8 protein-coding genes are annotated in these 13,827 nt (G+C 45.9%); 4 read left to right on the forward strand and 4 right to left on the reverse strand.

Features of this window, described 5'->3' with window-relative positions; translation table 11 throughout:
* The first annotated feature begins 197 nt into the window (after nucleotides 1-197).
* Entirely contained in the window at nucleotides 198-3,686 is a 3,489-nt protein-coding gene (locus VV1_RS15855) for an Ig-like domain-containing protein (RefSeq protein ID WP_011081124.1), read from the forward strand.
* An 89-nt stretch (nucleotides 3,687-3,775) separates the two neighbouring features.
* Here VV1_RS15855 and VV1_RS15860 read toward each other — a convergent pair whose 3' ends face one another.
* On the reverse strand, nucleotides 3,776-4,603 hold the full coding sequence (locus VV1_RS15860; protein WP_011081125.1) for a phosphate ABC transporter substrate-binding protein: 828 nt from the start codon (nucleotides 4,601-4,603) through the stop codon (nucleotides 3,776-3,778).
* A 208-nt stretch (nucleotides 4,604-4,811) separates the two neighbouring features.
* Here VV1_RS15860 and VV1_RS15865 point away from each other — a divergent pair, with 208 nt between their 5' ends.
* Nucleotides 4,812-5,168 carry a DUF3024 domain-containing protein gene (locus VV1_RS15865; RefSeq protein WP_011151999.1) on the forward strand — a complete coding sequence of 119 codons (357 nt, stop codon included), beginning with the start codon at nucleotides 4,812-4,814 and terminating at the stop codon, nucleotides 5,166-5,168.
* A gap of 55 nt (nucleotides 5,169-5,223) precedes the next feature.
* Here the strand turns inward: VV1_RS15865 and VV1_RS15870 are convergent, their stop codons facing one another.
* Both VV1_RS15870 and rnb read right to left on the reverse strand, forming a co-directional pair.
* A complete protein-coding gene (locus VV1_RS15870; RefSeq protein ID WP_026050868.1) occupies nucleotides 5,224-6,036 on the reverse strand; it encodes an AraC family transcriptional regulator in 813 nt (270 codons plus the stop codon).
* Between the two features lie 129 nt (nucleotides 6,037-6,165).
* Nucleotides 6,166-8,160 carry an exoribonuclease II gene (gene rnb / locus VV1_RS15875; RefSeq protein WP_011081128.1) on the reverse strand — a complete coding sequence of 665 codons (1,995 nt, stop codon included), beginning with the start codon at nucleotides 8,158-8,160 and terminating at the stop codon, nucleotides 6,166-6,168.
* Between the two features lie 377 nt (nucleotides 8,161-8,537).
* Between rnb and VV1_RS15880 the strand changes: the two genes are divergently transcribed.
* Nucleotides 8,538-10,463: a DEAD/DEAH box helicase gene (locus tag VV1_RS15880; RefSeq protein WP_011081129.1), complete on the forward strand. Its 1,926-nt coding sequence runs from the start codon at nucleotides 8,538-8,540 to the stop codon at nucleotides 10,461-10,463.
* A gap of 341 nt (nucleotides 10,464-10,804) precedes the next feature.
* The gene (locus tag VV1_RS15885) at nucleotides 10,805-11,998 is read left to right on the forward strand and encodes an acetate/propionate family kinase (protein ID WP_011081130.1); all 1,194 of its coding nucleotides are present in this window, start codon (nucleotides 10,805-10,807) and stop codon (nucleotides 11,996-11,998) included.
* Nucleotides 11,999-12,129: 131 nt separating this feature from the next.
* Here VV1_RS15885 and VV1_RS15890 read toward each other — a convergent pair whose 3' ends face one another.
* A complete protein-coding gene (locus tag VV1_RS15890) occupies nucleotides 12,130-13,695 on the reverse strand; it encodes an arylsulfatase (RefSeq protein WP_015727828.1) in 1,566 nt (521 codons plus the stop codon).
* Nucleotides 13,696-13,827 lie beyond the last annotated feature (132 nt).

Consider the following 13,827-nt stretch of genomic DNA (forward strand, 5'->3'; position numbering starts at 1 on the left):
GTTAGTTTGTTTTTTGCGCCGTTTTTAGTGGGAATGGTTTGATTTGATATTTATTTTTGTGAAAATTAGAATCCGCGGGCGTCAGTTTTTGATAGCAACTTTTATATTAATTCATCTGTGACGGATGTTTTTTATATCTGTTTTTGGTTTTTAAACTGCTATCGATATTTAAATCTAATACATGTTAAGGAGAGTTCATGTATAAAAATGGCCTGATGGGTATTCCACTCATTTTGATGTTAACGGCTTGTGGTAGTGACAGTGGTGGTTCAGATGCCGCGACAGATTCACGAGAGTATAAAGGCTTAAAATTTACGGGCATTGTCTATGATGGCCCTCTGTACGATGCGGAAGTTTCCATCTATGCAGGTGAGAAGCTTTTGGCGCAAGCAAAGACCGATCAAGATGGTCGATACTTTGTTGAAGCAAAAGTGTACCTAGACGAGTACGAAAGCCTCAAATCTTTACCAATCACTTATAAGGCGCAACGCAATGAAGTGATTCTTTATGAATATGCCGGACAAACACTGGAGCAGACTATCGACAGCGAAGGTGTTGAAGCTCTGATCAGTAATTTCTCAACGGTTGAATATGTATTGGCCGATGTCAACAAAGACAACTTTGTTTCTGCAAATGAATGGGCGGCGTACCAAACACTCGATCGCCGTTACGCCGAGCAAATGATTGTTCGCTACGGTGTTGGCTTAAAGTCGATTGTTGATTTTGATGGCTCTCTCACAGGGTTCGACAATACCGTGACTTGGTTACGAAATGTGAGAAGTGACATTTCATGGGAGCAGTGGCATCGCCTTAACGACATTCCATACAACAATGCATGGAACGCTCTTTTTGCCGATACTTGGTTCGTCGAGCAAGAAGCACACCGTTTCACTAACCTTCCAGGTTGGTCTTCAGAATATGATGCGGTGATTTCACCGGACCCTGCTCCTGCAAGTATCAAGTATGTGCTAGTGACTGGCCTGCCACAAATCGCGCATGTGGGGGATTTGATTAGTCCTTCAACATTTGCACTTTGGTCGGATGCATCGTCAACTGACATCAGTAAAGATGCTACTTTCACCGTTACGCCTGTTACTGCGTTAGAAAAAGTCGGCGCTCGTTGGAAGGTCAAAGAGCCGGGTGTGATCACTTTTAAAGCTGAATACAAAGGTGTATCAACATCGAGCACATTTACCGCTGAAGGTGTGGGGCTGAGCAACATTGTGTTGAGCGGCGTCGATAAAAAAGTGAGCGTAGGCGATAAGCTTCTGCCGTTGGTTTCTGCTATCTGGACAGACAGTACAACAACCGAGGTGACTGGATTCGTCACTTGGTCAGCATCACCAGCAAACGCTATTACATTTGTTGATGGCCATCTTCAAGTTGTAGGTACGGGTGATATCTCTCTCACAGCGACTTATCAAGGTGCGACGTCAACAATTGCTTTCAACGCTGAACCAGCCACATTATCTGGCTTGCGATTGGGCTTTGACAAGCGCGAACAGTATCTCCAAGACCAGTTTAAAGTGGTCGCTGAGGGCGTGCACGAGAACGGTTACGTGGTGGACTTTAGCGAGAATGCTGAATGGGTATCGAGTAATCCTGCGATCCTTGAACCTGCGGGTTCGGGTGTCTTTGTCGCAAAAGGTGTTGGAAGTGCCACGGTAACGGCAACTTATGAAGGTTACAGCGCATCTCAAGAGTTTAGTGTGGTAGCTAAGCTTACAGGAATCAGCCTAAACCTACCGAATAGCAGCGTCTCTAAGAACCAATCTGTACAGCTAACGTTGAACGGTGAGTATAACGATGGTTCTGTATCTCAAATCGTTGAAGGTGTCGCATGGACGACAAGCGCACCAGATGTGCTCACTATTGATGAGCAAGGTCTCGCAACGGGTATCGTCGAAGGCACGTCTGTTGTTACGGCTACTTACAAAGGCTTTACGTTGGAACAAACCGTAACGGTAACCCAAGCCATGATCGTGTCTTCTGTACCTGAGTTCGTCGACGGCAAGATGATTTTGAATGAGGGTAGTAAACTGCCTTATACCTTCAAATTTACGCGTTCAAATGGCGTTGTTCATGAGTTCTCTGCCACTTCGGGTGGACTAGACTTTGAAAGTTACGGGTTTAGAGCGGAAGTCGATGCATCGGGTCTTCAAGTTGCAAACTTAGATAAAGATGCAGACTTAATGCGTGGTGTTCGAGCGGGTGAAACTAAGCTGGGTCTCGATTCCGTACCAGTTGAACTGCAGAATATTTTCGCTGAAATTGGCGCAATTACAGACGCGTACGACTACCCAACACGCATCGACCTCCCTGTCGCTGTTTTGGATAATCAAGATGTCTATCAATGGCACAAAGTCGCAGGTAATCAAGCAAGTTTGCAGGGGCTAACGTTAGTTCAAGCTGTACAAAGTGGTGACACGCTATACCGCTTCTGGCAGGTGTCAGGATCTCAAAATGGTTCGTTGTTTGTTACTCAAGTAACGGCAAATGGTGAGAGTGATGCGGTTGAAGTGGCCTTGCCGACAACAGATTTCAAATTGCTCTCCAATCAAGTGATCTCAGCTTCGAATGGTTATGTCATGTTGGTTACCTCTAACCAACACGTAAGCGGCGTGATTCCTGAGCACAAAGCGTATCGTATGACGCTAGCGGATGGCACGCTTGCTGAAGTTGACACCAGCACCTTGTACAAAAAGCAGTTTAATCTCAATGCAGATAGTTTCTACTTTGCGTCGAATGGTAACTTATTCCTCGTCAAAGAAGATGATACAACGCTCGTGTCTGAATTTGATTTCGCGAGCAATACGTGGAATGACAAGATTGCTTCACTCAATGGTGTGCCAGTACAACTGCCGTCTCAGCAAGGGATGATCGCTGCACTAGATACGAATCAGATGGACTATGGTGCGTTTGCGCCACCAACATTGAACCTCTATGACATGGAAACGAAAACTGCGACATCACAGCAGTTTATGTACCCAGGTGATGCAGGTTACTTCTGTGCTGAACCTAAATCGGTCAGTGTTGCGCTAAGAACAGAGCTTGCTGAATCTGGGGCGGGTTGTTTGATTGCTGCTCGCGGCAGTTATGACCTGATCGGCTACTGGGTTTGGAACTCAATTGCTGATCTTCCATACCTGTTCCTGTTCGAAGAAGGCATGTCCCGTCGTGGTGGTGATAACTATGGCGTAGCCAGTGTTAAGTCGGATGCCAATGTCGTTTACAGTGCTGGGCGTCAGTCTGTCAACGGCACAGACATGTTCCATGTGGCAGAGATTGTTGATGTGGAAGTGGAAGGCGTGATCGAGAAGCAGATTCGTCGTGACATCTTCAACAAGAAGGACAAACTGCTGGATGGATCTTACGCCAAGTTCCCGGTGATTGATGGTAATCAATACACAGTGTCTAATGCCGATGTACCAAACGAACAGTTTGTTTTGTTCGGTCACGGTGCGGCAGTCAAAGGGGAGAAAGGCGACTGGTCTAGCGATAGCTTCATGTATCAATTGCCAGCGAAAGTTTCAACTACTGAAGCGAAAGCGTATAACCTTGGTGACACGGTGATACTTGCTACTGAGGGCCAAGAGTCGGCTGAGTACTGGTTCTTGCAATTACGTAAGCCGATTGTGGACGAGACGCAACCTGAAACACCAGTAGAGCCAGATGTGACGCCTTAACATCTCTCTCAATTACCGCCAGATTTGAGCGGAGAAATCAAAAAGCCAGTCCTTTAACGGACTGGCTTTTTTATCGAATGCGAAATCAATTATTCTTTATGGCTGCTCACTGAGGTATAGCCATATTCGGTAATGATTTTCTGTCCTTGAGTTGATTTAATGAAAGCGATGAATGCTTTACTGTCTTTATCGACAGAGCCGACTTTATACAAAATCAAGAATGGACGTGACAGCAAGTATGAGTGGTTTTTGATGTTATCTGAGTTTGGTGCAACACCTTCAACGCTAATCGCTTTTACGGAGTTGTCAACCGAACCCATCGAGATAAAACCAATCGCATGTTGGTTATGATTTACGATGGTTTTCACCATGCTATTGCTGTTGACAACTAAGTTGCTTGGATTGATGTCCGAAACAAGACGATCATTAATAATACGAGTCAGACCCAATAAGCTCTCAAAGCTATAGCGAGTGCCAGAGGAAGTCTCGCGAGTGACAACAGCGATGGGTTTGTCTTCACCACCCACTTGTTTCCAGTTGGTAATTTTGCCTTTGTAGATATTGTAGAGTTGCTCTTGAGTCAAATTAGAAAGGGTATTGGAACGGTTGATAACCACTGCAAGCCCGTCGTAAGCAATCAAATCCACATTCAAATCTTCGCCTTTCTCGCTTTCTGTGAGGTAGCGAGAGCTCATTCCCAGTTCAACCACGCCTTTGTTAACCATCGTGATTCCTGCGGTCGAACCAATGCCTTGTACTGCAATAAAAGAATCCGTGTGAGACTTGTTAAACTCTTCGGCAAGCACATCCATTACACGTGCAACGGAGGTTGAACCGGAAATATTCACTTCTTTAGCGTGGCTTAATGGGACGATAGAAAAGAGAGATAAAAGGGCGGGTACCACAAAGCGAAACATAACTTACTCCAAAATAGGGTTATTTAAGAGTGGAATGATATTTCGTTCAGGTTACATTTTTGTGAAGGTCTAAGCATTAAGTCACTCGCATGGCGATTACACTTTGTGTACTAAAATAAGTCTATAAAGCGGCGAAACGGTGGCGTTGGGTAATTTTGATAGGGCTTCGACAGCAAACGTCAGCAAATCTAGCCGAATAGATGAAGGAATGACTATGTCAGTGACGCAAATTGCTATCAGTCGGCTTAATAAAGGTGCTCAAGCGTTGTGCACAAAAAGAAACGTTAACCTTCCCGTTGAACTCGGCAAATGTCTATATCAACCGATCGAGACGGGAGTGATTTTTTACAAAGCTGCGTATTTGTTAGATTCTCGTCACAGTGAATACACCTCACCGGTGGCCAAAATTCTCTTTGATGCATTGCACGGCGAATGGTTGTTCTTTCAAGCTAAGTTTGACGGCGATACGTTCTATTGGGAACCCTATTACCCGCTGATGAAATCCGATGATCTTGACTCGATTTTAGAGGAGATAGAACACGACCCATTGGCGTGTTTTTGGTGATGCGCAGTGAGTGAATCACTACGCATTACGCTTACCTGATTTGGAAAGCTCGTTGCTAAGCTTTACCGTGTTGCTGTACTTTCGCGCGGAACTCTTTGGGCGTCATTTGCTGTACGGCTTTAAATGCGGTACTAAAATGGGCAGCACTCTTAAAGCCAGACTCATACGCAATGGTGGTAATCGATTTATCGGTTACGCGAAGCTGAGTCGCCGCGTGAGAGATTCGCTTAATCTTCAACAGCTGTGAAAATGACATCTCTTCTGCCGCTAAGCGTCGTTTTAGGGTCGCAGTGGACATACCCATGTGCTTGGCTAGTGTCTCTAATGAGATCTCTTCTTCGATATTGCTTTCAATAAACTGAATGATTTTTTGCGTTTCACTAAACTGTGTGGCGCGAATAATCATATTGAGTAGCTCTGGCTGCTTTTCAACCATGAGCGCCATTAACGCCAAAGCTAAATGTTCTTGAGCCTGCGAGTTTTGTTTTCTCTCAACTTCTTCAATAAGCATATCTTTCAGCTGGTCAATTCGCTTATGTTGACCACTGAATTTGAAAAAGGTGTCAGTCTGTTGAGCTGGAATTTTAGATAAAGGGTAAACGTTACGGAACTTTTGAAGCAGCGTGATGCTAAACACTAAGGCTAACGCTGAAAATCCATTTTCTCCCGGTTGAGCTTGAGCTTCTTTTAATTGGCCGGAATTGTACAATGCAAATTCTCCTGCCGTCAGCTCACTCGTTGCTCCGGAATCTTGTGTTACGGTTAGGCTGCCTTGCTCCACGAAAAATAGGCCATTCTTTGTCACTGGATAACGTTCCTGTTTCCTCGGAGCAAAGTGGTTGAATCTGATAATTTCTATTGTTGGCATAAAGTAGCTTACCACTGAATGAATATAGTTATATTTAATAGAACTGTTCTTGCAGTGTTACCAATGAAAATCACGTTTTTGTGAAATGGTGGTATAAAAAAAGCGTTCATTTGAACGCTTTTTAAGATGTTAATTCTGAGTTTCTTCTACCACGGGTAATTCAGCGAATACTTGGGTAGGTTTCGCAACCAGGCTTCTGTTCTCCTGGTTAACGTCAGCTAACACGACTTCAAGAACGTCTCCCAGTTTGTATACCACTTCTTTATCGATAGAAACAGTACCTAGGTCACCATTGCACTCAATTCTTTCTTTATTATCAATAATAAGAGAACCAGGGATGAATGCCGCAGCGCCATTCTCAAGTAAACGGATGCGCATACCAGCACGGTTAATATCGAAGATTTCACCGGTAAACAGCGTTTGATTTTCTGGAGCGTCTGCTAGAGTGCGAGCATACAGCCAGTCTGCAACATTACGTTCTGCAATTTTGTGATGCTTGCGGTGTAGAGCAAGCTCTTCGCCGACACTATCATCCGGTTTTTGCACAGGCTCTTTGTTTAGAATTAAAGCCTTAAGCATACGATGGTTGATCATATCGCCATATTTACGAATTGGAGACGTCCAAGTTGCGTAGATATCAAGGCCCATCGCATAGTGTGGCAAAGGCTGGTTGCTCACTTCACTGTAGGTTTGGAATTTGCGAATGCGGTTATCAAGATAAGTCGTTTCTTGTTTACTTAACCAGCGGCGGAGTGCAGCAAAACCTTCACGAGTGGCAATCGACTCAGCCGTGAACTCCAACGTACCTTCTGGGTTAACCAGCTCCACAACATCGGCAATCTTCTCTGGCTTGAAGCCTGCATGGCAGTTAAATACGCCGGTGCCGAAATGGCCTTGCAGCGTTTTACCCGCGCAAATGTTGGCTGTGATCATCGACTCTTCAACCAAGCGGTTTGCGCTGCGGCGCATGTCAGCGTGAATCGCAACGACATCGTTATCTTCACTCAACTCAAAACGGTAATCAGGACGATCTGGGAAGACTACCGCATTCTTCTCTCGCCATTCTGCGCGAGCTTGTGAGAATTCATACAGGTCACGCACGATAGCCGCAATTTCTTCGCTTGGCTGCCATTTTTCACAGCTGCCTGTTTCGAGCCAGTCGGAGACATTGTCATACGCCAAACGGGCGTGCGACTTGATGTTTGCCGCAAAGAACTGGATATCATCGCCAATCACGCCGTCTTTACTGACGGTGACTGTGCAGCAAAGGGCAGGGCGGATTTCACCTTCGATTAGCGAACACAGTTCATCAGCAAGGTCACGAGGCAGCATTGGGATATTGCGTCCTGGAAGATAAATGGTAAAGCCACGCTCACGTGCAACCTTGTCCATTTCATCATCTGGTGTGATGTAAGCGGTTGGATCGGCAATGGCAATCGTCAATTCAAAATCGCCAGCGTCGTTTTTCTTCGCGTAAAGCGCATCGTCCATGTCTTTTGTGGACTCACCATCGATGGTCACAAAAGGGATATGCGTCATGTCGATACGTTCAAGATCCGCATCATCTTTAATTTGCCAATCGTCGATACCGGCAGGCTCAGAGTTAGGTAGATCGTTTTCCGCCAGCGTTACCCACCAAGGTGCGATCTTGTCATCGGCATCGGTAATTTTTTCGCTGATTTCCACGAAGAAACCGTTGTCATCTTTTAGTGGGTGACGGATCAAATGGCCGACAACCCAGTCGCCTTCAGCAAATTCTTGAGGGTTAAGACCTTTCTTCGTTTTGGCTTTGAGAGACATCTTCTTCAGTTGCGGATGATCAGGAACAACATTCAATTTTCCTTTGAACATTTTCACACGACCGATGAAGCGATTTAGCATCTGCTCAACAAGCTCTTGTGGCTCGGCAACTTCGCGTTCGTTTTCGGTGCGGATAATGGCGATCACCTTATCACCGTGCATACATTTCTTCATGTAGGCTGGTGGAATAAAGAAACTTGTCTTGCTATCGACTTCGAGAAAGCCAAAACCTTTTTCGGTTGCTTTAATCGTGCCTTCTTTCTTTGGCAGATTTTCCTGAATTTGTTGCTTAAGCTGGGCTAAAAGTGGGTTATCTTGAAACATCTTTACTAAACTTATGTTTGAAATTGGGCACACTATAATCATTGCGCCGCGTTATTGCTACCAAAACCCGGTTTAATCCCCCAGCCTCGATAAAAATTGTGCAAATTATATTCGTCTTGAAGCCTTGTTTTTCGGGGGCTGAGCGAGTAGCAAGCGTATGTGAAGAGAATTCAAAGAAATAATTGTGATGAAATTCAATTTTTTCTGGCTTTTTTTATGCTTTTAGGGAATAATCCGCCTCCCTTAAGTCGTCCCCAATGGCTTGTAGCGTTTTAGTACTGTGTTGCTTTGAATTAAAAAGCAGCATCTGAATGGACCAGTATCGAATGAGAAGAGCTTGTGGGACCCATTTTTACAATTAATACAGTAGGATCCCAATGCAAGATTCTGTAATTCAATTCAGTGATTTAGAGCTGAATGATGCTATCCTTTCCGCTCTTGATGGTATGGGCTTTGTTTCTCCAACACCGATTCAAGCAGCTGCGATTCCTCATCTATTACAAGGTGTGGATGCGCTAGGTAAAGCACAAACGGGTACGGGCAAAACGGCAGCATTTTCTCTGCCTCTTCTCAACAAACTTGATCTCGCACAGCGTAAACCTCAAGCAATCGTACTGGCTCCAACGCGTGAGCTAGCGATCCAGGTTGCGGCAGAGATGAAAAACCTTGGTCAAAACATCCGTGGTTTGAAAGTGCTAGAGATCTACGGTGGTGCATCTATCGTTGATCAAATGCGTGCTCTTAAGAATGGCGCTCACGTTATCGTGGGTACTCCGGGCCGTGTTCAAGACCTTATCAACCGCGAGCGCCTAGACTTAGGTGAAGTGCATACTTTCGTTCTTGATGAAGCAGACGAAATGCTAAACATGGGTTTCGTTGACGATGTAACGGAAATCATGGAGCACGCTCCATCATCTGCGCAACGCGTACTGTTCTCTGCAACTATGCCTCCAATGCTGAAAAACATTGTTGAGCGCTTCTTGCGTGATCCAGTCACTGTCGACGTTGCAGGTAAAAACCACACTGTAGATAAAGTTGCACAGCAATTCTGGGTTGTTAAAGGCGTAGAAAAAGATGAAGCAATGTCTCGTCTTCTAGAAACAGAAGAGACAGATGCATCAATCGTATTCGTACGTACTCGTCAAGATACTGAGCGTCTAGCGGATTGGCTATGTGCACGCGGCTTCAAAGCAGCAGCACTACACGGTGATATTCCTCAGTCTCTACGTGAGCGCACAGTTGATCACATCAAACAAGGTGTTATCGATATTCTTGTTGCGACAGACGTTGTTGCTCGTGGTCTAGACGTGCCACGTATTACTCACGTGTTTAACTACGACATCCCATTCGATGTTGAGTCATACATCCACCGTATCGGTCGTACTGGCCGTGCAGGACGTCAAGGTAAAGCGATCCTTCTTGTTCGCACTAACCAAATTCGTATGCTTCGTACTATCGAGCGTGTTACTAAGTCTTCTATGGAAGAGATCCAACTGCCACTTCGTGACAAAGTTGCAGCAGCGCGTCTAGATAAACTTGCCGCTGAGCTTCAAGCTGACATCGAGCATAAAGCGCTTGATAAGTTCGCAGAGCTGATAGAAAAACTAGAAGAGCGTCTAGAGATCGACTCAAGCGTTCTAGCGGCGATTCTATTGAAGCGTCAGCAAGGCAAACGTCCGCTATTCTACATTGGCGAAGACCCAATGATCGAAGCGATTGAGCGCGATAAGCAAAACCGTCGTGAGCGTCGTGAAAATCGTGACAATGGCGGTCGTCGTGAAAGCTTTAACAGCAACCAAGATTGGGATACTTACCAACTTCAAGTTGGCCGTGAGCAAGGTGTTCAAGTGAAAGACATCGTAGGCGCACTGGCAAACGAACTTGGCTTAGGTAAAGGTTCAATTGGTGCAATCAAACTGGCTCAAGAGCACACGTTTGTTCAGCTACCAAAAGCGATGAGCACACAAGCTGCAAGCAAACTTCGTAAACTGCGTATTCGTCAGAAAGAAGTGGGTGCCGTTGTTTGTGATTTCAACGATTTCAACGAAAACCGTGGTCGTCGTGATGGGGCTCGCCGTGAAGGTGGTTTCCGCGAAGGCGGTCGTCGTGAAGGCGGCTACCGTGGCAATCGCGAAGGTGGTCGTGAAGGTGGCTACCGCGGTAACCGTGAAGGTGGTCGCGAAGGTGGTTTCCGTGGTAACCGTGACGGTGAGCGTCGTTTTGACCGCAATCGTGGTGGTGATCACCGTGGTAACCATCGTGGTGAACGTGGTCACGGTCGTCCACGTCGCAACGAAGACTAATCCAATACGATTTAAAGAAAGCCGGGTGATAACCCGGTTTTTTTTCGCTCAAATTTTCAAAAAACCGAACCATTATGGGATTAAGTGAATAACATTGCTATAAGTTGAGGGCGATGAATGCTTATAACATATGATGTCATTTGCACGATGGCTATATAATTTTTCGCTTCAAATAAAATCAAAAATTGCGGTAGATCAACAAAAAAGTCGTGACCTAAATAATTGAACTAAAAGATAGTTGAAAGATTCAAAAATTATTGAATAATGGTTTCAACAATGAATGAACATCGCGCCTTGGCGTCGGTCCCTTATATTCCGCTCCACAACAGGAAATAAACTTAATGTCTAATTCGTTCGTATTGGTTATCAACTCGGGTAGCTCTTCTCTCAAGTTTGCAGTTATTAACTCTGTCACTGGTGAAGCCGTGTTGAGTGGCTTGGGTGAGTGTTTCGGTCTTGAAGATGCTCGCATGGGCTGGAAATACTCTGGCGAAAAAACTGAGATTGCCATTGAAGGTGAAGATAACCACCACAAAATCGCTATCGGCAAACTGGTTGGTTTGACTGAAGAATTAGGTTTGACGAAAGATATCGTTGCTGTAGGGCACCGAATTGTACACGGTGGTGAGAAGTTCACATCGACAGTACGTATTAATGAAGAAGTGACGGCAGAGATCGAGAAGCTTGCCGATCTTGCTCCACTGCATAACCCTGCGGGTGCTATCGGTATTCGTGCGGCGATGGAAGCCTTTCCTGCACTTCCTCAGTTTGCTGTGTTTGATACCGCTTTCCACCAAACTATGCCAAAGCGCGCGTTTACAGGCGCTATTGCGAACGAGCTGTACACGGATTTCGGCATTCGTCGCTACGGTTTCCATGGCACCAGCCACTACTTCGTAAGTCGTGAAGCAGCGAAAATGCTGAACAAGCCAATTGAAGAGTCTAGCTTCATCTCTGTACACCTTGGCAATGGTGCTTCAGTGTGTGCGATTAACAATGGTGAATCTGTCGATACATCTATGGGCTTCACGCCACTTTCTGGCCTCATGATGGGTACCCGTTGTGGCGACCTAGACCCTGGCATCATTGAATACCTACTTAAGAAAGGTTGGTCTCAAGAGAAAGTGTTCAACTCGCTAAATAAAGCCTCTGGCTTCTTAGGTGTATCCGGCCTAACTAGCGACGCTCGTGGCATTTTAGAAGCGATGGAACAGGGCCACGAAGGCGCGACGCTGGCATTCCAAGTGTTCACCTACCGTGTCGCGAAATACATTGCGTCATACCTAGCTGCGCTAGATTCTTTTGACGGCATCATCTTCACTGGCGGCATTGGTGAAAACTCACTACCAATTCGTCGTGAGATCCTTAAGAATCTGAAACTTCTTGGTTTTGTTGAAGATGAAAAAGGCAACGAAGATGCTCGTTTCGGTAACGCAGGGGTGATTGCAACATCGGCATTGCTAAACGCAGTGGCGATGGTTATTCCAACCAACGAAGAATTCGTGATAGCCCAGCAGTCGGTTGAGTTGCTGTAATGACAGCTCTCTACTGCTGAATGATAGGCCCAGTTACTTGAGTGACTGGGCCTTTTTGTTTCGCTCCACTATTCCCCATACAACGAAAAAGCCGCTCACGTTGGAGCGGCTGATAGAGAGGGGAGATAAGGTTACTTGATTTTCTGCACTTCTTTTTGCAGTTGCTCAAGTTGCTTCATCTTTCCTTGCAAACCCAGTGATTGATAGCTGATGGACGCAGGGTTCATCGTTTCACCTTGTTGCATTGGGTAATCAGGCAATGTTTTGAAGAAATCCCCAATAACGTCTTGAACGGGTACAAACAACCACATGTTGTCTGCCATCCAACGTAGGTACATGCCCGATTCGTGTGGCGCTTTCTCAAATGGGTCTGCACGCAAGTGGATGATTTGAGGCCAGTTTGGAGAGAAGCGAATCGCGTTTGAAATATCGCCTTCCATTACCGCAAAGTTTAGCTTCCAATCGTTCCAACGAATGGCGTTCAGTTCACCGTTAGCCGTGAAGTAAAGAAGCGATTCGCGTGGGGCTTTCTTCTCTTTGCCTTCGAAATAAGGCTTAAAGTTATAGCCATCGATATGAACACGCCACTCTTTACCGTTCGCTTTATAGCCTTTGGCGAGTTTCTCTTTCACATTCGGTACACCTGCGGCTGCCATTAAGGTTGGCAACCAGTCTTGGTGGGCCATCATGTCGTTGATTTTGGTTCCTGGCTTGATGACACCAGGCCAACGGACAAGTTGAGGAACACGCATACCGCCTTCCCAAGTTGTCCCTTTTTCGCCATAAAATGGTGTTGCGCCGCCATCAGGCCATGTCACGGTTTCTGCACCGTTGTCGGTTGAATAGATAACAATCGTGTTGTCAGCAACACCCAGTTCGTCGAGCTTATCGAGTAGGATGCCCACTTGGTCATCGTGCTCCAACATGCCATCTGCGTAAATACTCACGCCCGATTTACCTTGGTACTTCTCTTGAAGGCGCGTCCACACATGCATGCGCGTGGTGTTGTGCCAAATGAAGAACGGCTTGTCGGCTTTTACCGCTTTTTCCATGAAGGCGAGCGAGGATTCCAAGAACTCTTCGTCTGCGTGTTCCATACGTTTACGCGTCATTGGACCGGTGTCTTCAATTTTGCCGTCAGCATAAGATTTGATCACGCCACGAGGGCCGTAGTTTTTGCGGAACTCAGGATCTTTTGGATAGTAGTAAGTCTCTGGCTCTTCTTCGGCATTGAGGTGGTATAGGTTGCCAAAGAACTCGTCAAACCCGTGATTGGTTGGCAGGTGTTGGTCTTGATCGCCTAAATGGTTTTTGCCGAACTGCGCGGTCATGTAGCCTTGCTCTTTCAACAAATCTGCAATGGTGGGTGCCCAATCAGGAATGCCGTGTTTTGAGCCGGGCATACCGATGGTTAACAGCCCTGTTCTAAACGGCTCTTGGCCAGTAATGAAAGAGGCACGGCCAGCGGTACAAGATTGCTGACCATAGTGATCGGTGAACAGTGCGCCTTCGTTGGCGATGCGGTCAATGTTCGGCGTTTGATAGCCCATCATGCCTTGGTTATAGGCGCTGATGTTCCAGTAACCAACATCGTCGCCAAAAATGGCCAGAATATTTGGCTTGTCTGCAGCTGCAGCGGCACCAGAGGTTGCAAGAACACCAATACCGATCGCCAGTTTGCTTATTTGGTTTGCCATAGAAACTCCAATAAGGGGTAGAGGAAGCAGAAAAACGAGGTTTTCCTGCATTAAGATGGCTAATAAGCTAATGATGTGGCTGGAAATTGTCGCTTTATAGTCAATATAACCAATGGTTATGCGAAGCGCTTG

Source organism: Vibrio vulnificus CMCP6 (genome assembly GCF_000039765.1).
Taxonomy (GTDB): domain Bacteria; phylum Pseudomonadota; class Gammaproteobacteria; order Enterobacterales; family Vibrionaceae; genus Vibrio; species Vibrio vulnificus_B.